Genomic DNA, 25,701 nt, shown 5'->3' with positions numbered 1-25,701 from the left:
GCGTCGTACGGCGGCTATCCTGATCCGCAAACGCCGCCCTGAGGAGCCCCGAGGTGTCCGAGCAGTCGACAGAGCCCCGCCCGACACTGGAGGCCGTGGCCGCCAGGGCCGGAGTGTCCCGGGCCACCGTGTCGCGTGTCGTCAACGGCGGTGACGGCGTGCGGGAGCCCCTGGTCGAGCGGGTCAGGCAGGCCGTCGAGGAACTCGGCTACGTGCCCAACCAGGCCGCGCGCAGCCTCGTGACCCGGCGGCACGACGCCGTCGCCGTGGTGATCGCGGAGCCGGAGACCAAGGTCTTCGCGGACCCCTTCTTCGCCCTTCAGCTCCGCGGCATCAGCAAGGAACTGACGGCTCACGACTCACAGCTCGTGCTGCTGCTCACGGAGGGGCGCGCCGACCACGCGCGCGTGGGCCGCTATCTCGCCGGCGGCCATGTCGACGGCGCTCTCGTCTTCTCGCTGCACCTCGACGACCCGCTGCCCGGCCTCATCCACGGGGTGCCGACGGTGTACGGCGGGCGGCCCGGCTGGATCGACGGTTCGCGCGGCGCGGTGTACGTCGACTGCGACAACCGGGGTGGTGCCCGCGAGGCCGTACGTCATCTCGTCGGGCTGGGCCGCCGGAACATCGGCCACATCACCGGCGCCCTCGACCAGACCTCGGCGGTCGACCGGCTCGACGGGTTCCGGGACGTGATGGTGGACGCCGATCCGAGGCTGATCGCCGAGGGCGACTTCACCCCGGGGGGCGGTGAGCGTGCGATGCGGGAACTCCTCGACCGCTGCCCCGACCTGGACGCGGTGTTCGCCGCGAACGACCTCACGGCGGTGGGCGCCATGCGTGTCCTGCGTGAGCGGGGTCGGCGGGTGCCCGAGGATGTCGCCGTCGTGGGCTTCGACGACATGCTGCCGTTCACCGAGCAGGCCGACCCACCGCTCACGACGGTCCGGCAGGACATCGAGGAGATGGGTCGGCTGATGGCTCGGTTGCTGTTGCGGGGGCTGGACCGGACCGCGTCGGCCTCCGGCGGATTGGCAGGGGCGCCGTCCAGTGTCGTGCTGCCTACGACATTGGTTCGGCGGGCCTCGGCGTAGCCGCTCCGCGGAGGGGTTGTGTGTTGGGTGCGGCTTGCTGGGGGTTGCTCGCGCAGTTCCCCGCGCCCCCAAAGGATGAAAGACAGGGGCGCAGCCCCGTCTTTCAGGGGCGCGGGGAACTGCGCGACCAGCCACGACGCAGCCGCAGATGAATCACGACACTCCGGCCGGAGCCCTCAGGACCCGACCGTCACCGTGAAGCGGCGTGGGTTGCCGTCGTGGGCTGCGCCCGATACGTCGGGCTGGCCGTCGGGGCGTACGTCGTCGTACGGGAAGGCGTAGCCGATGGGCGAGTTGGCGTGGACGACGCGCGACCAGTGGTTGACGGCCGAGCCCTTGTAGTAGTCGGCCGTGGTCGTGCCGTTCGGCTGGGTGGGGTGGGTGAGCATGATCGAGCGGTTGAAGCCGGCGGCGAGGCGGGCCAGGAGGGCCTTCTTGTCGTCGGAGTCGCCCGGGTTGTTGGTGAACGGCCCGTGGTTGCAGGTGAAGATGTCCTTCGAGGTGGGCTTGGCGAAGGTGTGGCCGCCCGCGAAGGTGAGCGTGTCACCGCTGACCCGGCCGGTGAGCGTGCCCCGGCCGCCCTGGAGGTCGATCCTCAGGTCGGTCGAGCGGTACTTCGCCCACACCTCGTCGATGTAGCCGTTCCAGAGGTCGCGGAACGGCATCTCGGCGGGCCGGTCGAAGTACGGGGCCATCAGGTTCTGCGGGGAGATCACGCGCAGTACGGAGCCGCCGTCACCGCGGATCACCAGCTTGTCCCAGGGCTGGCCGTCCCTGGCCGCCTGTGCCGTGAGGTCCGAGGCGATCCTGTCGACCGCGCCGTCGGGCAGGGGTGCGACCGTGTGCGTGGCGTCGCCCTCCAGGGTCAGGCCGATCGGGAGGGCGGTGACCAGGTCGACGTAGCTGATGTTGGCGTACAGCTGCTGGGTGTTGAACGTGAACTCGCAGAACGACCAGGTCTTGCCGTAGTTCGAGTCGGCGGGCGTGGCGAACGCGGGCTCGACCAGCGCGGGGCCCGGGTTGAGGAAGAAGTTGAGCGTGCTGTCCCGGACGAAGTAGACGCGGGCGCCGAACATCTGAGGAAGCGTCAGGACCTTCGGGGCCGACCCCGCGGCGCCCAGCGGGATGGCGCAGTCGACGGGCAGCGGGGTCTGTGGCGCGGAGGGGGAGGTGGGCCGGTAGACACTGCCGTCGGCCCGCAGCAGCACCCAGTTGCCCGTCGACTGCTCGTGCCCGGTGACATACGCGCGGACCGTGCCCGGCAACGAGGCGTTCTTGAGGGCGAGTTCACAGGTGGCGGGGGCCGCCTCGGCGGTGGGGCTGAGAGCGCTTCCCCAGACGGGGTAGCTTGCGGTGGCTCCGACGGCCGCGGCTCCGGACAGGAACGTTCTGCGTGAGATCACGGAAGTCTCCTGGGGGTGGGGGGGAGGCAGGAGGGCGGGCCGACCTGTGGGGGGTCGGCGCCCTGCGGTGCACCACTGTTCCCAGGGGGAGTTGGGGCGTCAAGGGTTATGACTGAGAGCGCTCTCGAAATCTGCTTGCGTTCAGAAGTTGACGGCGCGGTGGCCGAGCCCCGATCGAGGGGACCCGGCCACCGTCCGCCCTGCTGGCTGCCCTGTTGCCAGCCTTGCTGGCTGTCTGTCTTGTCGTCAGTTGTGGGGTCAGCTCTGCGGTTCGCTCTTGATCACCGCGAAGCGCGCGCCGTACGGGTCGGCGAGCTTGGCCATGCGGCCGACGCCCTCCACGGACGTGGCGGGCATCCGGACCGTGCCGCCCAGCTCCTCGGCCTTGGCGACCACGGCATCGGTGTCCGTGACTTCGAAGTACGGCAGCCAGTAGGCCCCCGCCTCCCGCTCCGTCGGGTCGTCGGCCAGCGGGACGACTCCGCCGAACATGGAATCCTCGCCGCCCTCCGCGGGATTCACGCATGTGTAGGTGCCGCCGGGGAACGGCATGGCGGAGGTCTCCAGGCCCAGTACGGAGTTGTAGAACGCGGCCGCTGCGGCGATGTCCGGTGTGTAGAGCTCGACCCAGCACAAGGAGCCCGGGTCGCCCGCGATGTCGATACCGCGCAGCTGACCCGGCTGCCAGACGCCGAAGGAGACGCCCGCCTTGTCGCTGAAGACGGCCAGGCGGCCCTCCTTCATGACGTCGTCGGGCGCCATCAGTACGGTGCCGCCGGTCTGCTCCACGGCCTTGGCGGTGGCGTCGGCGTCCGGCGTCTGGAAAAACACGTTCCAGGACGGTGGGCCCTGCTCGGGAGAGGTCTGCATGCCGCCGGCGGCGGTCTTCCCCGCCAGTTGGAAGAAGCCGTAACCGCCGGCTTCCGGTCCCGCCGACCGGAAGTCCCAGCCGAAGAGGCCGTTGTAGAAGGATGTGGCGCCGTCGATGTCGCTCGTGCCGAGATCGACCCAGTTCGGGGCGCCGGTGACGAAACGGGTGGTGAGCATGTTGCCCTCCTTTGAGGGGTCCCGTTGCCTGCACTGCCGAGTCTGGCACTGCGCACTGACAATCGCTGCCGGAGCGCTGCCGCTGGGCTTGGTGGGGTAGTGGTTACCCTTGGTAGTTCCGTGCTCGCTGTTTGTGGTGGGTGCTTGCGGTTGTGGGTTCGTGCCGGCCGGTGGGGGCTTGTCGCGCAGTTCCCCGCGCCCCTTTGGGGCGCGCCGCCGTGCCAGCGGTTGGCTCTCGGCGGCACGATGGGGTCAGGGGCTGGCATTGATCCGGCGTTGATCGAACGTTTTTCGGTTCGCGGCACGATCCTGGGCATGCACAACGACACCATTGCCGCGCCCGACCTCTCCTGGCAGGAACAGGCACTGTGCGCCCAGACCGGATCCGAGTTCTTCTTTCCCGAGCCGGGCAGCTCGGTGCGTGAGGCGAAGCGCATCTGCGGACTGTGCGAGATACGCTCCGCCTGCCTCGAATACGCGCTCGACCACGACGAACGCTTCGGCGTCTGGGGCGGCCTGTCCGAGAAGGAGCGGCTCAGCCTCCGTCGCACACAGGACCAGCAGCACCAGCAGCAGTACTGACGGCGGCGCCGGTCACTCGTACGACACGGTGAACCTCTCCGTCCCGGCCGGTACCCGCACGTCCTGGCCCGTCACCTCCAGCTCCCGTCCGTCGGCGGACGCCGCCCGCACCCGGCCGAACCGGCACGGATAAACGAACCGCACCCCGTCCGGAGCCTCCGTGATGTCGACGGTCACCGTTCGCCCGGCCGGATCGTGCGCGAGCCGGTACCCGAACGGATCCCCGAAGAGCGTGGGCGCCGCCTTCACCGCGACCTGTTCGTTCGCCGGTACCCAGTGCGGACGTATGCCCGGCGCGATGTAGAGATGCGGATCGCGGTCCTCGTCCGCCTCGAAGAAGAGGATGTCGCGGATCAGCAGCAGATACTCGGCCGCCGCCCAGCCGTGCGGGATGTCGCCCATGTACCAGGGCCGGTACGGGACTTCGGCGAAGTCCGAGGCAATTGGGAACGCGTGCTGCTCGTTCCACGCGCCAAGTGCCGCCACCCGGTCCGCCGTTCGGGGGAAGCCCGCGCCGACCGTCCAGCCGAGCAGCGCGTCCATCCGGGCGGGATCGCCCGCGAGCAGGTACGCGTGCGCCAACTGCAGTGTCAGATAGGGCCCGTACGCGTTCCAGGCCGCCTCGTGGCGAAAGCCGCCGGTGACGAAGTGCGCGTACATCGTGTCCAGGGTGAGGCGGGCGGCCCGGTCGACCTCCTCGCCCAGCTTGCTGCCCATGTGCAGGCGCAGCGGGTGGAAGTAGGCGGCCGTGCCGATCATCGTGGAGTCGAGCCGGCCGACGTCGGCGGGCCCGGTCGGGATGTACGTCTCCCAGGCGCCGCGAGCGCGCTGCTCGGCCAGCACCCAGCGGATGGAGTCCCCGGTGGCCCGCTTCAAGTCGTCGAAGGCTGCCCAGAATTCGGGTACTTCCGGTGCGTCGATCCGCTCCGCGAGGCGCGCTGCCTCGTACAGTCCGGCGAGGCCCCAGAGGTCGTCCCAGTAGTGCGGCTTGTCGCGTTCACCGAGGTGCTCGGCGCTCCAGCCGCTGTGCAGCAGCCCGTGCCCGTCACGGTTGTCGCGGAGCCAGCGGGCCGCGTCGCGCACGTACGGGACGTACAACTTCGCCCCGAACGCGGCCTGTCGGCCGGTGGTGCGGTCGAACCGGCCGATGGCCCACAGCGCCTGGCCGTTGCTGTCCCACTCGCGGTCGTCCTTCTCGTGCGGGCCGCCGTAGAAGCCGTACTCGGCGCAGGGGCCGATTCGGCCGTCGCCGCGGTTGAACCGCAGTGGGTAGTGCGTGCCCAACTGGTGCTCGGCAAGCGCCGAATCGCCGACGAGTGAGCAGGCCGTGGCCTCCACCGAGGAGTCGCGGATCCAGAAGGAGTCGTAGACCGTCGGGCCCGGATGGATCTCGCCGTGGTCGGAGAGGATCAGCAGCTGCGACCGCGACTGGCGGAACAGGTCCGTCAGATGAGTTACAGGGGAAGGTAGTTGCGGCTGGAGTCCCTGCCCCAGCAGTTTCGCCGCCCAGAAGTCACGGTTGGCCGACTCCAGTTCCGTCGCCGGCGTCCCCTTCAGCTCCGCCAGGTCGTCGGCCCCGGCGTACAGGTCGACGGGCAGTCGTACGTCGAGCTCGAAGACCTCGTCCGCGGTGACCCGGAACGGCCAGGCGAACACGGCGCTGCACAGCCCCGCCACCTGGTCCTGCGCGTCCAGGGCGCCGTTCAGCTTCCCGCCCGTCACCAGGTCGTGGAACGGGCTGTGCGCCAGATACGCGTCCGGGTCGAAGGAGGAGTCCGGGTTGCCGTACACGCCGTACTGCTCGGGCGGGGTGTCGAAGACCGGCCCCCAGCCCGAGTTGGTCTCCACGCGCTGTTCGTCCGGCAGATGACGCAGATAGGTCAGCCGCCGGTCGGTGACCTGACGGCCGTTGCGGTCGTGCCGCTGGAAACCGCTCGGCCCGGCAGGCATGACCGCCGCACACAGCAGCCCCTCGCGCGGCTGCCCGGTCGGGCTGCTCACCGACACCCGCGAGACGACCAGGTCCCGCTGTCGCGCGCCGACGGGTGTGGCGAACGTGCGCTGCACGAACTCCACGCCCTCCGGCGTACGGAAGGTCGTGAGGACGACCGGTAAGTGCGGTGCCTCCATGCGCTGTTCGACACTTCCGCCGTCCGGGAGCTGGGGCAGCCGCAGCGTGCCCGTCGCCGGGTCGTGGAGGAAGAACGAGAGGCAGTACTTGTCGTAGACCGGCTCGATCTCGCCGGCCTGACCGATCAGCGACTCCTGCCGATGGTCCTTGACGCCGACCATGTGCCAGTAGCGGTACAGGGCGTTGGAGGCGAAGGCCGCCTCCTTGGACTCGTACGTGCCGGTGTCGAAGTCGTCGCTCCAGCGCCGGAAGGCCTGCTGCGCCCACCAGGGCACGGGATACGGAACCTGCCCCCTGCCCGCCCAGCCGCGCCACATGACCTCGTAGAACATCCACTCATGGGTCTGTGCCATGGTGTGTCACCCCCTGCGGGCACCGTTGCACCGCGGGAGCGACCCGTAAATGCGTAGGGCTGACAGCGCAGGCGCGGTGGGCGGCTTTCGGCTTCGCGGTGGGCCGCATCGGTAAATCGGCGCGCACCACGGTCCCCGGCAGGCACAATCCACCCCATGGTCCACACCCCGCGGCACCAGGCCGAGAGCCTGCTGAACGCCCTCGATCCACTCCCGTACCCCTTGCGCATGCGCGAACTCGCCGCTCGCACACGGGAATTGGAGGAGTCGCGTCCGCTGCTGGACGAGCTCGAAACGCGTGGCGCCTACGAGCGAGGGCTCGCTGTCGTCGCGGCGGCCGTCGCCGGGGACACCGAGTGGATCGCGTCGCGTATCGCCGATCCGGACTCTTTCGTGCGCGGACACGCGCTGCGCGTCGCGGACAGTCTCCAAGTGCCCGACTCCGCCTACGAGTCGGCGCTCACCGACGCGCCCGAGACGATACGTCGTCAGCTGCTGCGTGCCGTCGTCGCGGGCCGGCGCACCGTGCTGGCCGACCGGCTCGTCGACGGGCTGCGGTCGGAATGGGGTGACGCGGAGGCGGCTCGGCTGCTGCCCGGGTGTTCCCCGGAGACGGTCGCCCGGCTGCTGCCCTCGCTGCTGCACGCCGTACACGGCTCGAAGTCCCTCGGCCGGTGGCACCCCAACGCGCTGCTGGACGTGGCGGAACGGGAGTTGGCAGCCCTGCCGGAGTCGCTGCGCGACGCCTGGTGGCAGCGGTACACGGAGGTCGTCGTCGTCACCGTGGCCGTCGAGCCACTGCGGGTGCTGGACCTGGTCGAGCGTCTCGGACCCTCCAGGATCCCGGCTCAACTCCTCGACCAGGTGGGCGCGTTCGCCGCCGTCGCACCGGAACGAGTGCTCCGGCTGCTGATCTCGGGCCGGTTCCCCTCCTACATCGGCACCCGCAGTCGCTCGCTGCAACGCAGACTCGCGCGATCCGAGGCGGAGGAACTCGCCGTCTACGGGCGGATGCTGGCCGCGTCGGGCGGCCTCGCGCCGCTCCTCCAGGCGCTGCCGCCCGCTCGCCGTCACACCTTCTACACGGCGGCGACCGCGGGCCGAGGCGCTGGTGGCGCCGCCGTGGACGCGGTCATCCTTGAGGCGCTGCCCCGCAGTTGCGTCGCCGAGGAGGCCCGAAGGATGGCCGCCGCGGCGCGCGAGCGAGGGGAGGCATGGGACACCGTGCTGCTCGCGGAATCCTTCCTGCCCGTCGCCGAGGTACGGGAGCGGCTCATCGAGGCCACGCGCCGCCCCGCCGCCGAAGACCGGGCGCCGGCCTGGCCGTTGCTGATCCGCAACGCCGCCCGCTCCAGCGACCCCGCGGCCGTCACCTCCGTACTGGAGGAGACGGCCAGGCTGCGCAACGAGCAGGAACCGGTGCGGCTGCCCGCCCTGTACGCGGTGTCCCGCACCCCGCCCGCACTGTTCACCGAGGACGCCGAGCCGCACCTCGACCGGATCGCCGCCGACGCCGTCGAGGCCCGCGACTCCTCGCACCAGACCCGGGGCAATCTCAGCGAGCTCGCCCTCTCCGTGCTGCGGGAGCACGCGGCGGGCGGTTCGCGGGAGTTGGTGAACTGGGCGCTGCGCACACTCGTCCGGATCTCCGGGAACACCGGAGGCGCCGACCTCGGCCGACTCGACGCGAAGCTGCGGCGCGGTCAGGAACACCAGGTGTACGACGCGCTGCGGCCGTGGATCGAGGCGGGCGCGGAGAAGGCCGACTACAGCCTCGCCTTCGCTCTCGCCCGGGCCGTGGGACGTCGCGCCGCCGGCATGTCCGAGCTGCAGGAACTTCTGTGGCAGGCCGTCCGGTTCGGGAACGACGACACCGCACGCGACGCTGTCGAGCTGTGGCTGGAACCGCCCGCCACCCGCGACGAACGAGCCGCGCGCGTCCTCTCCCTCGAACCCTCGGCGGGAACGCTGTGGCCGGTCCTGGACGTGATCACCCGGCGCCGCACCGACCTCCTCGACGTGCTCCTCGCGGACACCCCTCCGTACGGGCGTTTCCTCACCAAGGGCAGCCCGTGGACCGTACCCGTGGACCAGGACGTACGGCGCTGGCTGCCACGCCAACAGGAGGCTGTGGCCGGGCAGTTGGCCGAGCAGGCCGCCGACGCCGGGCTGCCGTCGTACGCGCGGGCGGCCGCCATCGCTCAGGGCGCGCGGATACCGGGCGCCGGCGTCGGACTCGTACGCGACTGGACCGGCTCGTCGGACGTCGTGCTCGCGGAGGCCGCGCTCGGCGCGCTCGCCCACACCGACCGGCCGGGCGACGTGCTGCCCGAACTCCTCGCGCACGTCGGGGACGACCGGGCCCGCGTCGCCGTGTACGCGGCCACCCGGGCATCCCGGCACGTGGCACCGTCGCGGCTCGTGGGACAGCTGCGCGAGGTGCTGCTCGCCCCGGACACCAAGGTGACCAGCCGCAAGGAGGCCGCCCGCCTCGCCGCCGCCCGGCTCCCGATACCGGTGGCCGCGCGCCTCCTCACCGAGGCGTACGAGCGTCCAGGTGCCCACCTCGACGTCCGGGCCGCGTGTGTCGCCTTCGCGGGCGCGCTGCTCACCGAGGAGACCGTCTGGACGCTCCTGCACGATGCCGCGGGCGCTGAGCCCGTGCTCCGGGCGGCCGTCCTGCGCGTCTCGCCCCTCGACCTGCCGGAACGGCACCGCGCGAGGTACGCCCGTCTCGTCCGTGATGTGTGCGCGACCGACGACCCGGCGACGGCGACCCTCGCCTTCGGTGCCCTGTCCCACTGGGCGCCCTGGTCCCCGGACGCCCCCACCGTCCTGGCCTCCGCCACGGCGGACCTGTCGAACCGCACGAGCTGGCGGGCGGCGGCGGAAGGGCTGGTGGTCGCGGCGACCGGCTCGGCCGACGGAGCGAGAGGCCTGCGGGAAGCTCTGCGCGTGCTGGCCGAGGCCGAAGCCGAGGCCGAGTCCGAAGGCGAGTTCGAGACTGAGACCGATGCCGGGAGCGATGCCGAGACGGCGGAACTCGCCCTCGTCGACGCCGCACCCCGTCGCGACCGCCCGGCCCGCCAACGCGTCGACCATCTCGTCGACCGGCTCGCCCAGCAGGCCAGGACGGCCGCCGGGCCCATCCGGGACGCGGCCCTCGGGGCCGGTGAGCTGCTGGCGCGGTACGACGGATTCGTACCGCAGGCCGCCACCGTCGCGGCGTTCCATCTCGACCTGGACGCGGCGGCGGAGCGGGTGGACACGGCCCTGGACCGGCTGGCCGCGCTGACGGCAGGACGGCCTGCGCTCGCCGCGCGCACCGCCACGGAACTCGCCGCCCGGCTCCGCCGGACGCAGGAGGGCGACGCCGAGATCCTGCTCGGCGCCGCCCAACGGCTGACTGTCCACGGTGGTCACAGCGAGGGACTGCTGGCCACGGCGATCACTGCCACGCTCGGCACCCGCACGGGCTGGGCGCCTCCGTGGCGGGCCCGGCTACGAGCCCTGCGCCGCCACCCACACCCCGACGTCCGCGACGCGGCACTGGCGAAGGTGACGGCGTACGAATGAGTCGGGGGCGCCCCGGAAGGGGCGCGGGGCTGTGTCGATATGCGGCTCCGCCGCGTGGGCGGGCTCAGCCCTCGACGAGCCGCAGTTGAACGACTCGCCCGAGCCAATCGGTCAGACGGCCGCGGCGCGCGCCGCCATCCGCGCCTTGCGAGCCGCGAGCTTCTCGTCGAACTTCGAGGCCTCGGCGTCGAGCCCGCCCATGTAGAGACCGAGCTCTTCCTGGGCCTTGAGGCCCTCGGGGCCCAGACCGTCGATCTGCAGGACCCTGAGGTGACGCAGCACCGGCATCAGCACGTCGTCGTGGTGGATCCGCATGTTGTAGACCTCGCCGATCGCCATCTGCGCGGCGGCCCGCTCGAAGCCGGGCATGCCGTGTCCGGGCATCCGGAACTGCACGATGACGTCCCGCACGGCCTGCATGGTGAGGTCGGGGGCGAGCTCGAACGCGGCCTTGAGGAGGTTGCGGTAGAAGACCATGTGCAGGTTCTCGTCGGTCGCGATGCGCGCCAGCATGCGGTCACAGACGGGGTCGCCCGACTGGTGGCCGGTGTTGCGGTGCGATACGCGGGTCGCGAGCTCCTGGAATGCGACGTACGCGACGGAGTGCAGCATCGAGTGGCGGTTGTCCGACTCGAAGCCCTCGCTCATGTGCTGCATACGGAACTCTTCGAGCTTGTCCGGGTCCACGGCGCGCGACGCGAGCAGGTAGTCGCGCATCACGATGCCGTGGCGGCCCTCCTCGGCGGTCCAGCGGTGCACCCAGGTGCCCCAGGCGCCGTCACGGCCGAAGAGGGAAGCGATTTCGTGGTGGTAGCTGGGCAGGTTGTCCTCGGTGAGGAGGTTCACGACCAGCGCGATTCGGCCGAGCTCGGTGACCTTGGACTGTTCCTTGTCCCAGGCCTCGCCGTCCTCGAAGATGCCGGGGAAGTTGCGGGCGTCGGACCAGGGCACGTACTCGTGCGGCATCCAGTCCTTGGCGACCTTCAGATGACGGTTGAGTTCGGTCTCCACCACTTCTTCCAACGCGTACAGCAGCCGTGCGTCGGTCCAGTCGGAGGACGGGCTGCCGAGATGGGGAGAAGTGATCGTCACGGGGGCTCCAGGGGGGACGTAAATGCTGAGCGTTCACACAACCTACGGCATCGTAGGCTACGTATCCGTAGGTTACGATGCCGTAGGTTAAGCGCGACGTAAAGGGCCCTGATCAGGGACGATCTCTCCGGAGATCACCAAGAGCCGCTTCCTTGAATCGCCCACCTGGCGGACACCGCAGGTCCCAGGGGGCGAACGGGTGTCCCCGTCGGTCGTTCAGGCGTACAGCCCCCTGAGTCGGACCGAGAGGCATGTCACACAGCCTTCGAGCTTCTCGAACTCGCTGATGTCGACGAGGACGGGCTCGTGGCCGAGATCGGCGTACAGCTCGGCGGTCTTGGGTGCGCTGGCCGCCATCAGCAGCTTGCCGCCGCCCAGGAGCACCACATGGGCGCCGGACTCCTCCGGTACCCCGAGGAAGCGCGGGAAGATCGACGGGGTGTCCACCAGCGGCTCGTGCCCGACGACCGTGCCGTCCGGGAGCGCGGTGACCGCCGACTTCAGATGCAGCACCTTGCTCACCGGTACGGCGACGACTCGGGCGCCCAGCGGTTCGAAGGCGGCCCGCAGCTGCTGGATGCCGGCCCCGTTGGTCCGTCCGCCCCGGCCGACGTAGATCGTGTCGCCGACCTTCAGGACGTCGCCGCCGTCGAGCGTGCCCGGCTCCCACACCCAGTTCACCGAGCAGCCGAGTCGCGCCACGGTCTGCTCGACCCCGGCGGTCTCACCGCGCCGCGACTCCGCGCCGGAGCGGCCGATCAGCGCCACGTTGCGGTAGACGACCACCGCGTCCTCCACGAACACGGAGTCCGGGCAGTCGTCGGCGGGCTCCACCTCGACGGTCTCCCAGCCGTGCGTACGCAGCGCCTCCGCGTACGCCTCCCACTGCTCGACCGCCAGCTCGACGTCGACCTTCGTGCGCTCGATGTGCGTGACCAGACCCTCGGCCAGGCGGGGGCTCGGGCGGCGGATGAGGGCTTTCTGGCTGGGCACGTGCGTTTCTCCGTCTCGGCCGGGTGTGTCCCCGCACATCATGCAGCCCATGCCGGAGTCGCAACAGCCCCCCGGGGTGCGGGGCTGGAGAGGGGATTGTGGCGGGTGTGTCCGTATCCGCGAGGCGCTCCGCGCCGAAGGGGCGCCGGGAACTGCGCGACCAGCCCCCACCGCCCCGCACCCTCCGTCACGACCTGGTGATGTCCGTCAGTGCCCCGGCGGAGTCCTGCCCCACGAACCGCCGAAGGTGCTCCGCCGTGAACGACCCCTCCGCCTCCAGCAGCTGCCCGGGCGTCCCCTCGAAGACGACCAGCCCACCCTCCTTGCCGCCGTCAGGCCCCAGGTCGATGACCCAGTCGGCGTGGGCGACGACATCGAGGTTGTGTTCGACGACGAGGACGGTGTTGCCCGCGTCGACCAGCCGGTCCAGGAGGGCGAGCAGGCCGTCGACGTCCGACATGTGCAGACCGGTGGTCGGCTCGTCGAGCACGTACACCGCTCCGGTCCTGTGGAGCCGGGTCGCGAGTTTGATGCGCTGGCGTTCCCCGCCGGAGAGAGTGGAGAGTGGCTGACCGAGTGTCAGATATGTGAGTCCCACGTCCCGTAGAGCCCGCAGGCGGCGTCGTACACCCGGGTCCTCGAAGAAGCCCAGGGCCTGATCTGCCGTCATCTCCAGTACGTCGACGATGGAGTTGCCGCCCACGGTCAGCCGCAGCACCTCGTCCTTGAAGCGCCGCCCCTCGCAGTCGGGGCAGGTCGTGGTCACCGGGTCCATGAACGCGAGGTCGGTGTAGCTGACCCCGCGCCCCTGACAAGTCCCGCACGCCCCCTCGGAGTTGAAGCTGAACAGGCCCGGCTCCACGCCCGTCTCCCGCGCGAAGATCTTCCGAACGGTGTCCATGACACCGAGGTACGTCGCCGGAGTCGATCGCGCCGAGATGCCGATGGACGACTGGTCGACGACCACGGCGTCCGGGTGCGCGGCCGTGAACTCCTTCGAGACGAGCGTGCTCTTCCCCGAGCCGGCGACACCGGTCACCGCGGTCAGTACCCCCGTGGGGAACTCGACCGTCACGTCCCGCAGGTTGTGCAGACCGGCGCCCTTCACCCAGAGCCCGCCGGTGGCCGTCCGTGTCCGCCGTTTCACCTCGGTGCGGCGGCGCAGACAGCGGCCCGTCGGGGTGTCGGCCGAGGCCAGCTCGACGGGCGTCCCCTCGAAGACGACCCGTCCGCCGTCCGCTCCCGCCCGCGGTCCCATGTCGACGATGTGGTCGGCGAGGGCGATGACGTCCGGGTCGTGCTCGACGACCAGCACGGTGTTCCCCTTGTCCCGCAGCCGCAGCAGCAGATCCCCGAGCCGCCCCACGTCACGCGGGTGCAGCCCGACGCTCGGCTCGTCGAAGATGTACGTCATTCCGGTCAGGCTCGACCCGAGGTGCCGGACCATCTTCAGCCGCTGCCCCTCCCCGCCGGACAGCGTCGAGGTCTCCCGGTCCAGACTGAGATAGCCGAGCCCGATCGCCTCGATCCGCTCCAGCGAGGCCACGGCGGCGGCCGCGACCGGTGTGGCGACCGGGTCGTCGATGTCCTTCAGTACGGGGATCAGGTCGCTGATCTGCATCCGGGCGCAGTCGGCGATGGACAGGCCGGACCGCCCGGCGGGCCCGGTGCCGATCCGGGTGGCGAGCGCCGCCTCGTTCAGCCGAGCGCCCCGGCACATGGGGCAGAGCCCCTCCGTCATATAGCCCTGCACCTGGTCACGTGTCTTCTGGCTGAGCGCGGACAGGTCCCGCTTGAGATACAGCCGCTCGAAACGGTCGGCGAGTCCTTCGTAGTCGGTGCTCCAGGTGCCGCCCGAGCCGCTGATGGTGACCTTGCTGCCGGGGCGCCCGCGCAGCAGGAACTCCCGCTCGGCCGTGGTGAATTCGCGTACGGGCCTGTGCGGGTCGAGTTCGGTGGTGTTCGTGTACCCCTGCCCCTGCCAGGTCCCGGCGGCGAACGGCGGGAAGCGGATCGCGCCGTCCGCCAGGGACAGGTCCGGGTCCAGGATGCGGTCCCAGTCGGGCCGGACCGTGCGCCCGAGGCCGTCGCACTCGGGGCACATGCCCGACGGATCGTTGAACGAGTACGCGGTGGCCGGGCCCGCGCTCGGACTGCCGTGCCGCGAGAACAGCACCCGGATCACCGAGTACACGTCCGTCATCGTGCCCACCGTCGACCGGGAGTGCCCGCCGACCGGTTTCTGGTCGACGACGATCGCGGGCGAGAGATCCTCGATGGCCTCCGCGTGCGGCCGCTCGTACTTCGGCAGCCGGTTGCGGACGTACCAGGTGAAGGTCTCGTTCAGCTGGCGCTGCGACTCGACCGCGATCGTGTCGAAGACGACCGACGACTTCCCCGACCCCGACACCCCGGTGAAGACCGTCAGCCGGCTCTTCGGGATGCGCAGGGTCACGTCCTGGAGGTTGTTCTCACGGGCCCCGACCACCCCGATGAACGAGTGCGTACCGGAAACGGGCTGGTCAGGGCCGGTGGCGGGCGGATGTGTACCGGTGGTCAACTGGCTCATACCGCCGAAGCTAGCCGGGATACCCGACAGCTTCTGGCGTGATTTCCCTGAGTTCTCCTCCTTCCAGCAGCAGCCAGCGGGTGATCCCGATCGACTCCAGGAACGGCACGTCGTGGCTGGCCACGACCAGCGCTCCCTCGTACGACTCCAGGGCCGTGGTGAGCTGCCGCACGCTCGCCATGTCGAGGTTGTTGGTCGGCTCGTCCAGCATCAGGACCTGCGGCGCGGGCTCGGCGAGCATCAGCGCGGCCAGCGCCGCCCGGAAGCGTTCGCCGCCGGAGAGCGTCGCCGCCCGCTGGTCGGCCCGCGCGCCCCGGAACAGGAAGCGGGCCAGCCGTGCCCGGACCCGGTTGTTGGTCGCGCCGGGCGAGAAGCGGGCCACGTTCTCGGCGACCGTCAGCTCGTCGTCGAGCACGTCGAGCCGCTGCGGCAGGAAACGCAGGGGCACATGCGCCCGCGCCTCGCCGGAGACAGCCGCCAGCTCGCCGGCGATCGTCCGCAGCAGGGTCGTCTTGCCCGACCCGTTGCGCCCGATCAGCGCGACCCGCTCGGGCCCGCGCAGATCGAAGTTGCCCACGCTCGCGCCGTACGCCAACTCCAGGTCCAGGAGCGTGAGTACGGTACGGCCCGGCGGCACGGCCGTGTACGGCAGGTCGACGCGGATCTCGTCGTCGTCCCGTACGGCGTCCACGGCCTCGTCGAGCCGCTCCTTGGCCTCGGCCAGCTTCTCCTCGTGCATGATGCGGTGTTTGCCCGCGGACTCCTGGGCGGCGCGTTTGCGGGCACCCATGACGATCTTCGGCTCGCGCTTCTGCTCGAACATCTTCTGGCCGTACTTCTTGCGCCGGGCCAACTTGACCTGTGCGTCGGCCAGTTCACGCTTCTGCTTCTTCAGATCGGACTCGGCGACGCGCACCATCCGCTCGGCCGCGTCCTGCTCGGTGGCGAGCGCCTCCTCGTACATCGAGTAGTTGCCGCCGTACCACGTCACCTCGCCGGAACGCAGATCGGCGATCTGGTCGACCAGCTCCAGGAGTTCACGGTCGTGGCTGACCACGATCATGACTCCCGACCAGGCCTCGACAGCCGCGTGCAACCGCCGGCGGGCGTACAGGTCGAGGTTGTTGGTGGGCTCGTCGAGGAGGAGGACGTCGGGCCGGCGCAGCAGCAGTGCGGCCAGCCGCAGCAGGACCGACTCGCCGCCCGAGACCTCGCCGATGGTGCGATCCAACTCGATGTGGCCGAGGCCGAGTTCGCCGAGGGTGGCGACGGCTCGCTCCTCCACGTCCCAGTCGTCGCCCACGACGTCGAAGTGCGCCTCGGACACGTCGCCCGCCTCGATGGCGTGCAGCGCGGCCCGCTTGGCGGCGATGTCCAGCGCCTCGTCGACCCGCAGACCGGTGTCCAGGGTGACGTTCTGCGGCAGGTAGCCGACCTCGCCCGCGACACGCACGGTGCCGTCGGCCGGGGTCAGTTGCCCGGCGATCAGCTTCAACAGGGTTGATTTTCCCGAACCGTTGACGCCGACGAGTCCGGTCCTGCCGGGTCCGAAGGCCACCTGCAGATCGTCGAAGACGGGGGTGCCGTCCGGCCAGGCGAAGGAAAGGGAGGTACAGGTGATGGAGGTGGGGAAGGTTGACATACGCGCCTCGCGGTACTTGATGCGGTCAGGGCAACGCGTATCGAGACACAGGGGCGGCGACGACGGCCGGGAGGACGGACAGAGGTCCTCAAGGCATCCTGGGAGGAAAGGGGAAGGCCCTGTTCCGGGAGGACGGCTCGAATGCCGAGGTCGCACGCTGCGCACACACGAATACATGTGTGACGAGGTGTCTCAGGACCTCAGACGAGCAACGTCCTTCTCCAATCGGCGACAACAGAACCGTCATACACCGTACGAAGGGCTCTCACGGCTGTCAACGAATTAACGTGAGCCCCCACCTCGACCGCACCAAGGAGACCCCGTGCCCGACGGTTCCCTCTCGTTGCCCGCCCGGCTCTACCTGCTGGCCTGGGACACCACGAAGCTGAAGGTCACCGACGCCGCCCACCTCCCCCATATCGTCCGGGCCGGTGCCCTCACCGAGCTGGCACAGCGCGGGCTGCTCGCCGACGTGGACGGCATCGCCACGCCCACCGACCCCGACGCCCAGACCGGCGACCCCGTCCTCGACGGGCTCCTGGAACTGGTCGAGGAGTCCCGCCCGCACAGGTGGAAGACCTGGGTGAGCCTTCGGGCCCGCGTCACCCTGGACGCCGTACGGGCGCAGCTCGCCGCCGACGGATACCTGCGCGCGGAGAAGACACGGGTGCTCGGGGTGTTCCCGTCCGTGGAGTACGAGATCGACCGCGTCGCCGTCGTGGACAGGCTGCGCGAGGAGGCCCGGGAGGTACTGGAGGGGCCGACGCCCGTCGAGGACGTGCCCGAGCACGACGCGGCGCTCGTCGCCCTCGCCGCCGGGGCCGAGCTGCGCACCCTGCTGTCGGGCAAGGAACAGCGGCAGTACAAGCAGCGGATCGAGGACCTGGCCGAACGCAGCGGGGCGACGACTCCCGCCTTGAAGAAGGCGGTCCAGGAGGTGCGTTCGGCGGTGACCCTGGTGATGACGACTACGGGCGTGCCCGGGAGCTGAGGGGCAGGAGCGGTCGGGGTTGCCCGGGAGCCGGCCCCGTCCGGGTGAGTGGTGTGGTGGGAGCCCGGTCGGGGCCGTGAGGTCCGCCGGGGCGGCCCACGTACGTGTCGGATTCCTGCCAGCCAAGCCGGCCGCCCCGGTGGTTGGCTCGTCCGTATGACAGATCTCCGTGCACAGGCCCTGACCTTCCGCGAGCTGCACATCCCCGGCCGGCCCCTCGTCCTCGCCAACGCCTGGGACACCGTGAGCGCCCGTGTCGTCGAGGAGGCGGGAGCCCTTGCCGTCGCGACCACCAGTGCGGGCCTGGCCTGGGACCTGGGCGCCGCCGACGGCGACCGTCTCGACCGGGACCGCGCACTCGAGGCCGTCGGGCTCATCGCGGCCGCCGTCCGGGTGCCGGTGAGCGCCGACATCGAGACCGGCTACGCCGAGGACGCCCAGGGCGTCGGCGACACGGTCCGCGCGGTGCTGGCGGCCGGCGCGGTGGGCGTGAACATCGAGGACGCCCTGTACGGGCCGGACCAGGCGCGCAGGGGCGGTGAGGCCCTGCGGTCGGTCGCCGAGCAGGCCGAGCGGATCGCGGCCGCCCGGGAGGCCGCCGACTCGGCCGGGGTACCGCTGTTCGTCAACGCCCGCATCGACACGTATCTGCGGGGAGCCGGAGACCTGGCCGCCACCCTGGAGCGCGCCGCCGCCTTCCTCGCCGCCGGGGCCGACGGAGTCTTCGTGCCCGGTCCCGTCGACCCGGTCACCGTCAAGGCTCTGGCCGAGGGCGTGGACGGCCCGCTCAACGTGATGGCCGGCCCCGGCGCCCCGTCCGTCGCCGAGCTGTCCTCACTCGGCGTCGCCCGGATCAGCGTCGGCTCGGGAATCGCGCAGGCCGCACACGCGCTTGTCCGCCGTGCCGCGCGGGAGCTGCTGGACACGGGAACGTACGAGTCGCTGGCCGGCGGACTCGACTACGGCGAGCTCAACACCCTGCTGGGGAAGGGGCGCTGACCTCTCCGGAAGGGGTCAGCAGGCGTCCCGCAGCAACTCGGCGAGCTGCTGGTCCAGATCCTGGTGCAGATGTTCGAGACCGAAGGGCACGACCTGGGTCGTACTCTCCAGGAAGCGCCGCAGCTCGCCCGTGCGGACGTGGACCACGGCGGTGCCCTCCGGGGCGTGGAACTCCAGGACGATGCGGTCGTACCCGTACGGCCGCACGCGGACGTCCCCGCGTCCCACCGGCTCCTCCAGGCCCGAGGCGAGGAGTTCGCGGGCGAAGGTCCAGATCACGTCCACGCCTTCGAGCGTGGCCGGGGCCGGGAAGGACATGCGGACGGCGAAGGGGTCGTGCGGGTCGTATCGGAGTGTTGCGGGAATGCTCGGCATCCGCGGAGCCGCGGCGACGAGACGGGCCTCTACGGGCTGCTCGATGACGGTGGACAACGCCTTGCTCCCTTGTGACGGCTGGACGAACGGTGGACGGATGAGCCGGGCACTTGTAGAGACGCTCGAACCGGCCAATCCGTGCGCACTAAAACGCATGAAATTCGAGTGACCTCCGTCACCGCCTTTCAATCACGGAAGTGATCAAAGATTCCTGAAGTGACCGCCGATCCCTTCCGGGGCATCTGGACGCCACTGGGGGAGTGGGCTAGCTTCGCCCGCCATGAGGGGCTTGGGGAAGACGCGACGCACGAGACTTACGGGATTCACAGGGCGTACGGGATCCACGAGGCGGCTGGTGACCGCGGGGGTGTGCGGACTCGCACTTGCCGCCACGCTCTCGGCACCCGCACAGGCACACGACCAGGGATCCGGTGGCGGGAAGCCACCGCACTGGGAGCTGAAGGACAGCGGCACGGACGTCCGCTTCCGCGGGCTCTCCGCCGTCAGCCGGAACACCGCCTGGCTGGCCGGGTCCAAGGGCACCGTGCTGCGCACGGCCGACGGCGGCAGGAACTGGCGGAACGTATCGCCGCCGGGAGCCGCCGAGTTGGAGTTCCGGGACATCGAGGCCTTCGACAGCATGCGTGCCGTGGTGCTGGCCATCGGCGAGGGCGAGGCGTCCCGGGTCTTCCGGACCGAGGACGGCGGGGCGACCTGGACCGAGTCGTTCCGCAACACCGAAGCCAAGGCCTTCTACGACTGCATCACCTTCTTCGACAGCCGCCACGGCCTGGCCATGAGCGACCCGGTGGACGGCAAGTTCCGCATCCTGTCGACGCGTGACGGCGGCCGCTCCTGGAAGGTCCTGCCGAGCGCTGGCATGCCCGCGGCCCAGACCGGCGAGGCGGGCTTCGCGGCCAGCGGGCAGTGCCTGGTCAGCTCGGGGCCGCGGGACGTGTGGCTGGCCACCGGCGGGGCTGCACGCGCGCGTGTGCTGCACTCCTCCGACCGGGGCCTGACCTGGACGGCCACCGACACCCCGATCCCGGCGGGCGACCCGGCGCGCGGCGTCTTCGCCGTCGCCTTCCGCGACCGGACGCACGGCATCGCCGTCGGCGGCGACTACCGCGCCGACCAGGCCTCCCCGCAGGCGGCAGCGACCAGCCGCGACGGCGGCCGCACCTGGACCACGGCCGGCACACCGCCGCCCGCCTACCGCTCGGGCGTCACCTGGCTCCCGCACAGCCGCACGTCCGCCCTCGCGGTCGGCCCCACCGGCACCGACCTCACCACGGACGGCGGCCGCACCTGGCGCACCCTGGACACCGGCTCGTACGACACCGTGGACTGCACACCCGACCGGGCCTGCTGGGCCTCCGGCGAGAAGGGCCGGGTGGCCCGCCTGGAGCGCTGAACAGCGATCCCCCGGGAGAACGGGCGCGAAAAGTGGCAAGTGGCCGTCGGCCGCGGGGCCGTACGCTCGTCACATCATGACGACGACCGTACGCATCCCCGCGGGCTGGCCCGCCACCGAGGACCGGGCCCGGGCCGTGCAGGACGAGTTGCGGGGACGGGTGGTCCTCGACGAGCCCGGGCCGCTGCCGGGAACCGGCCGGGTGACCGGGGTCGACGTGGCGTACGACGACGAGCGCGATGTCGTCGTGGCCGCGGCCGTCGTGCTCGACGCGTCGACGCTCGACGTGGTCGCCGAGTCCACGGCCGTGGGCCAGGTGCCGTTCCCGTACGTCCCCGGGCTGCTGGCCTTCCGGGAGATCCCGGCCGTCCTGGCCGCCCTCGAAGCGCTGCCGTGCGCACCCGGCCTGGTCGTCTGCGACGGCTACGGCCTCGCCCACCCCCGCCGCTTCGGCCTCGCCAGCCACCTCGGCGTCCTCACCGGCCTGCCGACGATCGGGGTCGCCAAGAACCCGTTCACCTTCACGTACGAGGAGCCGGGCGCCCCGCGCGGATCCGCCTCACCGCTGCTCGCGGGCGAGGAGGAGGTCGGCCGGGCACTGCGCACCCAGGCGGGCGTCAAGCCGGTGTTCGTCTCCGTCGGCCACCGGGTGACCCTGGACACCGCCTGCGCCCACACCCTCCACCTCGCGCCGCGCTTCCGCCAACCGGAGACGACCAGGCACGCGGACGCCCTGTGCCGACGGGCGTTGAAGGCGACGGCCACTGGGACGGCCCTCTGAGTGACGAGTACTCGGCCCCGGCCGCTGAGTACGCGTTCTGAGTACCGGTTCTGAGTATCCGTACGGATGCCGGGCCCCCGCCATGATCGGCAGGCTGTGACGCATGACGACACACCGTGCCCCGAAGCCCGCCACCAGCCCCACCCAGCCCGTCGAGCGGGCCGTGATGGCCGGACTGCTCCTCGCCGTCCTCGCCGGTGTCGCCTGGATAGCCGGGATGATCTACACGGTCATGGGGTGGCCGCTCTGAGCAGTTCCTCCGGGCGCCGATGACATGGGCCCGTGTGGACGGCACCGTGCACGCGTGGGCCCCGGCGGCGGCAACGAGGGCACGTACACGATGGTTCGACCCCGGCACCGCCGAGAACGAGGACATCGATCGAGCGGCTCAAGTGCACTCCTGTGGTGGTGGGGGCCCAGTACAGCGCCCCTTCTTCAGGGTTCTTAGGGGCGTGGGGAACTGCGCGACCAGCCACAACGAACCTGCGGAGCACTACCGAGTCGCAGCCACCCGAAAAATGATCCCGGCCCCTCGAAGCCGCTCAATCAGCGAATCCCCCATGGCAACAGCAGTCGTCACCTGCCCAGAAGTCGAGGGCAGCTCATCGAACGCAAGACACAACGCGGACTCGGCCAACATCTTCGCGGTGTCCCCGTACCCGGGATCCCCACCGGAGACCTCCGTGAACACCCGCCGCCCACCCCTTCGCCGACGAACCGCACGGAGAACCAACTCTCCGCCCGCTTCGCCTCGCTGGGCCCGTCACCCGGCTTGAGCCGGTTGGACAGCCACCGCCGTACCGGCGGCACCTGGGCCGCCGCGACGACCGCCCCGGCCCCCGCCACCCCGCCCACAGCGAACGGCAGTGTCTCGACGGCCGCGTAGTGCCGGTAGCGGAAATCGGGCCCGTACCGCTCCAGCGCCCGCGCGGACCGCTGCACGATCTGCGCGTCGATCGTGGGCAGGGGCAACGCCCAGGCCCCGACCTCCTTGGCGTACCGAGGAGCGCTCGACGGCGCGTACGCCCGCCGTCCCACCAGCCGGGGCTCGTGCCGCTTGCGGTCCCGCGCCGCAGCGAGCATGTGCCGCCCGCGTGACATCTGGTTGAGGGCGGAGGCGAAGGTGCCGCCCGAGAACATGCCCCCGGCGCGTACGAACCCGTCCACGGTCAGCGGCACCCCTTCGGGCAGTTGACGCACGGTGAAGTAGGCGCCGAGGTCGTGGGGGACCGAGTCGAAGCCGGCGGCGTGCACCAGCCGTGCGCCGGTCTCACGCGCGCGTGCGTCGTGCCGCACGTACATGAGGTCCACGAACTCGGACTCGCCGCAGAGGTCCAGGTAGTCGGTACCGGCCTCCGCGCAGGCGGCGACCAGGTCCTCGCCGTACGTCAGGTAGGGCCCGACGGTCGTGGCCACCACGCGCGCGTGCTCCGCGAGTTCCCGCACGGACGCCGGATCGGCGACATCGGCCCGCAGCAGCGGCAGCTCCGCGCAGGCCGGGTCGATCGACGTCAGACGCTCCCGCAGCCGTTCCAGCTTCGTGGTGTCACGGGCCGCGATCGCCCACCGCAGCCCCTCCGGAGCGTGCGCGGCGAGATACTCCGCCGTGAGCACGCCGACGAACCCCGTGGCCCCGAAGAGCACGATGTCGTACGCGCGCTCAGTCCTGTCCTGCCTGCTCATGGCACCTCTCAGCCGTCCAGCCCGCGCCGTTGTCGGTGGCTGAGGCTAGCGTGAGGTACGAGGAGCCGAACCAGGACCCCGTGCGCGGGGCCGAAAAGGACCGGAGGCAGCCGTGGCCCCGACGAAGACCGCCCTGAAGAAGTGGGAGAAAGTACGAGAGTTCGCCCTCGGACTGCCGGGCGCGGTCGAGGAGTTCCCCTGGGGCGAGAGCGTCGCGAAGGTCAACAAGAAGGTGTTCGTGTTCCTCGGTGTCGACGACGGCAGCTATCCGCTGGGCGTCACCGTGAAGCTCAGGGACGAGGTGGCGCACGCCCACGCGCTGTCCTCACCGGGCGCGGAGCCCGCCCGCTACGGCCTGGGCAAGGCGGGCTGGGTGAGGGTCCCGCTGGAGGAGAAGGGCGCCCCGGCCGCGGAGCTGCTGTGCGACTGGGTCGAGGAGAGCTACCGCACCATCGCGCCAAAGAGGCTCATAGCGGAGCTGGACGCGCGCTGAAGCTCCTGGTTGGCTTCCAGAATCTACTAAGCGCTTGCTCGCCAGGGCTTGTGCGGAGTGGAACACGTTCTTAACATCGCTGATGTTACATCAGGTGTGTCACAGTGCTGGGGGCTTGATGGCAGCGGCAGGAACGGCAGTGCACGGCCCGCTCGCCGGGGTGCGCGTGGTCGAGCTGGCGGGCATCGGGCCCGGCCCGTTCGCCGCCATGCTCCTGGCCGACCTGGGCGCGGACGTCGTCCGCGTGGACAGACCGAACGGCGTGGGACTCGCGATCAACCCCGACTACGACATCACCAACCGCAACAAGCGCTCGGTGATCGTCGATCTGAAGGCACCCGACGGCGCGGACCGCGTCCTCGACCTGGCCGACCGCGCCGACATCCTCATCGAGGGCTTCCGTCCGGGCGTCGCCGAGCGCCTCGGAGTCGGCCCCGAGGCCTGCCACGCCCGCAATCCGAAGCTCGTCTACGGACGGATGACCGGCTGGGGCCAGGAGGGCCCGCTCGCCCCGCTCGCGGGCCACGACATCGCGTACATCGCGCTCACCGGCACCCTCGGCATGATCGGCGCTCCCGGCGAGCCCCCGGCCGTCCCCGCGAACCTCGTCGGGGACTACGCGGGCGGCTCGCTCTACCTCGTCGTCGGCGTCCTCGCCGCCCTCCACCACGCCCGCGCGACCGGCGCCGGACAGGTCGTGGACGCGGCGATCGTGGACGGCACGACCCACCTCGCCTCGATGATCCACGGCATGCTGGCCGCCGGCGGCTGGCAGGACCGGCGGGGCGCCAACCTCCTCGACGGCGGCTGCCCGTACTACGGGACGTACGAGACGGCCGACGGCCGGTACATGGCGGTGGGCGCGCTGGAGGGGCAGTTCTACGAGGAGTTCGTGCGGCTGCTCGGCCTGGGGGAGTACGCCTCGGCGCGCAAGGACGTGTCCCGCTGGGGCGACCTCCGCGAGGCGGTCGCGGCCCGCTTCAGGACCCGTACGAGGGACGAGTGGACCGCGGTCTTCGAGGGCTCCGACGCTTGTGTGGCGCCGGTGCTGTCGCTGCGCGAGGCCCCGCACCATCCGCATCTCGCCGCCCGCGGCACCTTCACCGATCACGGCGGCATCACCCAGCCCGCGCCCGCGCCCCGCTTCTCCGCCACCCCCACCGCAGTCCGGGGCGGGCCCGCGCTGCCGGGCGCCGACACCGCGGACGTGGCCCGCGACTGGGACGTACCGGACCTCCTGAAGGGCAGCCCCGAGCCGGAGGGCAGCGCCGAGTTGGTGGGCGACGGCGAACCGAAGAGCAACCGCGAACCGAAGGACAGCACCCAATGAAGCGGCAGATCTTCGCGCCCGAGCACGACGCGTTCCGCGAGACCGTCCGGACCTTCCTCGCCAAGGAGGTGCTGCCGCACTACGAGCAGTGGGAGAAGGACGGCATCGTCTCGCGGGACGCCTGGCTGGCCGCCGGAAGACAGGGGCTGCTCGGCCTCGCCGTCCCGGAGGAGTACGGGGGCGGGGGCAACGCCGACTTCCGCTACAGCGCCGTACTCGCCGAGGAGTTCACGCGCGCGGGGGCCGCCGGGCTCGCGCTCGGGCTGCACAACGACATCATCGGGCCCTATCTGACGGGCCTCGCCACCGAGGAACAGAAGCGCCGCTGGCTGCCGGGCTTCTGCGACGGCTCACTGATCACCGCCATCGCCATGACCGAGCCCGGCGCCGGATCGGACCTTCAGGGCATCAAGACGCGCGCCGAGGACAAGGGCGACCACTGGCTGCTCAACGGCTCCAAGACCTTCATCTCGAACGGAATCCTGGCCGACCTGGTGATCGTCGTCGCGAAGACGACCCCCGAGGGAGGCGCGAAGGGCCTCTCGCTGCTCGTCGTCGAGCGCGGCATGGACGGCTTCGAGCGCGGCCGCAACCTCGACAAGATCGGGCAGAAGGCCCAGGACACCGCCGAGTTGTTCTTCCACGACGTACGCGTCCCCAAGGAGAACCTCCTCGGCGAGCTCGACGGCGCCTTCGTGCACCTGATGACGAACCTCGCTCAGGAGCGGCTGAACATCGCCGTCGCCGGGATCGCCGCCGCCGAGTACCTGCTGGAGATCACCACGGAGTACGTCAAGGAGCGCGAGGCCTTCGGGCGGCCGCTGTCCCGGCTCCAGCACATCCGCTTCGAGATAGCCGAGATGGCCACCGAGTGCGCCGTCACCAGGACGTTCGTCGACCGTTGCACAGAGGACCACGCGAACGGCGAACTCGACGCGGTGCACGCCTCGATGGCCAAGTGGTGGGCCACCGAACTGCAGAAGCGCGTCGCGGACCGCTGTCTCCAACTGCACGGAGGCTACGGCTACATGACGGAGTACCGCGTGGCCAGGGCCTTCACCGACGGCCGCATCCAGACCATCTACGGCGGGACGACCGAGATCATGAAGGAGATCATCGGCCGCTCGCTGCTCGGCTGACCCTCCCGGCCCTT

Annotated in this window: 19 protein-coding genes and 1 pseudogene; 11 read left to right on the top strand and 9 right to left on the bottom strand. The window is 70.9% G+C overall.

Annotated features, from left to right (window positions below):
• Nucleotides 1-53: 53 nt before the first annotated feature.
• Nucleotides 54-1,094, top strand: coding sequence for a LacI family DNA-binding transcriptional regulator (locus tag JEQ17_RS08985; protein WP_234048123.1), 1,041 nt, complete (start codon nucleotides 54-56; stop codon nucleotides 1,092-1,094).
• Between the two features lie 176 nt (nucleotides 1,095-1,270).
• On the opposite strand, the gene JEQ17_RS08980 is transcribed toward JEQ17_RS08985, so the two are convergent.
• Together JEQ17_RS08980 and JEQ17_RS08975 are read right to left on the bottom strand one after the other, a co-directional pair.
• Nucleotides 1,271-2,497, bottom strand: a complete 1,227-nt coding sequence (locus JEQ17_RS08980; RefSeq protein ID WP_200394730.1) for a glycoside hydrolase family 64 protein — start codon at nucleotides 2,495-2,497, stop codon at nucleotides 1,271-1,273.
• 258 nt (nucleotides 2,498-2,755) lie between these two features.
• Nucleotides 2,756-3,544, bottom strand: a complete 789-nt coding sequence (locus JEQ17_RS08975) for a VOC family protein (protein WP_200394729.1) — start codon at nucleotides 3,542-3,544, stop codon at nucleotides 2,756-2,758.
• Between the two features lie 315 nt (nucleotides 3,545-3,859).
• Between JEQ17_RS08975 and JEQ17_RS08970 the strand changes: the two genes are divergently transcribed.
• Nucleotides 3,860-4,126: a WhiB family transcriptional regulator gene (locus tag JEQ17_RS08970; protein ID WP_186001068.1), complete on the top strand. Its 267-nt coding sequence runs from the start codon at nucleotides 3,860-3,862 to the stop codon at nucleotides 4,124-4,126.
• 12 nt (nucleotides 4,127-4,138) lie between these two features.
• Here the strand turns inward: JEQ17_RS08970 and JEQ17_RS08965 are convergent, their stop codons facing one another.
• A complete protein-coding gene (locus JEQ17_RS08965; protein ID WP_200394728.1) occupies nucleotides 4,139-6,610 on the bottom strand; it encodes a glucosidase family protein in 2,472 nt (823 codons plus the stop codon).
• 156 nt (nucleotides 6,611-6,766) lie between these two features.
• Here JEQ17_RS08965 and JEQ17_RS08960 point away from each other — a divergent pair, with 156 nt between their 5' ends.
• The gene (locus JEQ17_RS08960; RefSeq protein ID WP_234048122.1) at nucleotides 6,767-10,186 is read left to right on the top strand and encodes a hypothetical protein; all 3,420 of its coding nucleotides are present in this window, start codon (nucleotides 6,767-6,769) and stop codon (nucleotides 10,184-10,186) included.
• A gap of 111 nt (nucleotides 10,187-10,297) precedes the next feature.
• Here the strand turns inward: JEQ17_RS08960 and JEQ17_RS08955 are convergent, their stop codons facing one another.
• The 4 genes from JEQ17_RS08955 to JEQ17_RS08940 form a co-directional block, all read right to left on the bottom strand.
• A complete protein-coding gene (locus tag JEQ17_RS08955) occupies nucleotides 10,298-11,278 on the bottom strand; it encodes an acyl-ACP desaturase (protein WP_200394727.1) in 981 nt (326 codons plus the stop codon).
• 216 nt (nucleotides 11,279-11,494) lie between these two features.
• On the bottom strand, nucleotides 11,495-12,271 hold the full coding sequence (gene ddaH / locus JEQ17_RS08950; protein WP_200394726.1) for a dimethylargininase: 777 nt from the start codon (nucleotides 12,269-12,271) through the stop codon (nucleotides 11,495-11,497).
• 187 nt (nucleotides 12,272-12,458) lie between these two features.
• Entirely contained in the window at nucleotides 12,459-14,840 is a 2,382-nt protein-coding gene (locus JEQ17_RS08945) for an ATP-binding cassette domain-containing protein (RefSeq protein WP_200394725.1), read from the bottom strand.
• A gap of 10 nt (nucleotides 14,841-14,850) precedes the next feature.
• Complete coding sequence (locus JEQ17_RS08940) at nucleotides 14,851-16,482, bottom strand: ABC-F family ATP-binding cassette domain-containing protein (RefSeq protein WP_200394724.1); 1,632 nt, start codon at nucleotides 16,480-16,482, stop codon at nucleotides 14,851-14,853.
• Between the two features lie 322 nt (nucleotides 16,483-16,804).
• On the opposite strand from JEQ17_RS08940, the gene JEQ17_RS08935 reads away from it, so the two are divergent.
• A complete protein-coding gene (locus tag JEQ17_RS08935) occupies nucleotides 16,805-17,473 on the top strand; it encodes a GOLPH3/VPS74 family protein (protein ID WP_200394723.1) in 669 nt (222 codons plus the stop codon).
• Between the two features lie 156 nt (nucleotides 17,474-17,629).
• Complete coding sequence (locus JEQ17_RS08930; RefSeq protein ID WP_200394722.1) at nucleotides 17,630-18,472, top strand: isocitrate lyase/PEP mutase family protein; 843 nt, start codon at nucleotides 17,630-17,632, stop codon at nucleotides 18,470-18,472.
• 15 nt (nucleotides 18,473-18,487) lie between these two features.
• Here the strand turns inward: JEQ17_RS08930 and ssgD are convergent, their stop codons facing one another.
• Nucleotides 18,488-18,904 carry a spore wall synthesis regulator SsgD gene (gene ssgD / locus JEQ17_RS08925; protein WP_055614704.1) on the bottom strand — a complete coding sequence of 139 codons (417 nt, stop codon included), beginning with the start codon at nucleotides 18,902-18,904 and terminating at the stop codon, nucleotides 18,488-18,490.
• Between the two features lie 295 nt (nucleotides 18,905-19,199).
• On the opposite strand from ssgD, the gene JEQ17_RS08920 reads away from it, so the two are divergent.
• From JEQ17_RS08920 to mmpA, 3 genes are all read left to right on the top strand, one after another.
• Entirely contained in the window at nucleotides 19,200-20,261 is a 1,062-nt protein-coding gene (locus tag JEQ17_RS08920; RefSeq protein ID WP_200401388.1) for a WD40/YVTN/BNR-like repeat-containing protein, read from the top strand.
• Between the two features lie 76 nt (nucleotides 20,262-20,337).
• A complete protein-coding gene (locus JEQ17_RS08915) occupies nucleotides 20,338-21,042 on the top strand; it encodes an endonuclease V (RefSeq protein ID WP_200394721.1) in 705 nt (234 codons plus the stop codon).
• A gap of 103 nt (nucleotides 21,043-21,145) precedes the next feature.
• Nucleotides 21,146-21,292: a morphogenic membrane protein MmpA gene (gene mmpA, locus JEQ17_RS08910; protein ID WP_169801948.1), complete on the top strand. Its 147-nt coding sequence runs from the start codon at nucleotides 21,146-21,148 to the stop codon at nucleotides 21,290-21,292.
• 243 nt (nucleotides 21,293-21,535) lie between these two features.
• Here mmpA and JEQ17_RS08905 read toward each other — a convergent pair.
• A pseudogene (locus JEQ17_RS08905) lies at nucleotides 21,536-22,725 on the bottom strand (saccharopine dehydrogenase family protein).
• A gap of 112 nt (nucleotides 22,726-22,837) precedes the next feature.
• Between JEQ17_RS08905 and JEQ17_RS08900 the strand changes: the two are divergent.
• The 3 genes from JEQ17_RS08900 (at nucleotide 22,838) to JEQ17_RS08890 (ending at nucleotide 25,687) form a co-directional block, all read left to right on the top strand.
• Complete coding sequence (locus tag JEQ17_RS08900) at nucleotides 22,838-23,218, top strand: MmcQ/YjbR family DNA-binding protein (protein WP_200394720.1); 381 nt, start codon at nucleotides 22,838-22,840, stop codon at nucleotides 23,216-23,218.
• A 118-nt stretch (nucleotides 23,219-23,336) separates the two neighbouring features.
• Nucleotides 23,337-24,548: a CaiB/BaiF CoA transferase family protein gene (locus JEQ17_RS08895; protein WP_200394719.1), complete on the top strand. Its 1,212-nt coding sequence runs from the start codon at nucleotides 23,337-23,339 to the stop codon at nucleotides 24,546-24,548.
• Nucleotides 24,545-25,687, top strand: coding sequence for an acyl-CoA dehydrogenase family protein (locus JEQ17_RS08890; protein ID WP_200394718.1), 1,143 nt, complete (start codon nucleotides 24,545-24,547; stop codon nucleotides 25,685-25,687). Before JEQ17_RS08895 ends, JEQ17_RS08890 begins: the two co-directional genes overlap by 4 nt.
• Nucleotides 25,688-25,701: the final 14 nt, after the last annotated feature.

It is taken from the genome of Streptomyces liliifuscus (assembly GCF_016598615.1).
Taxonomy (GTDB): Bacteria; Actinomycetota; Actinomycetes; order Streptomycetales; family Streptomycetaceae; genus Streptomyces; species Streptomyces liliifuscus.
Note: the sequence above shows the minus strand (reverse complement) of the source record. Positions and strands in the feature narration are given on the sequence as shown.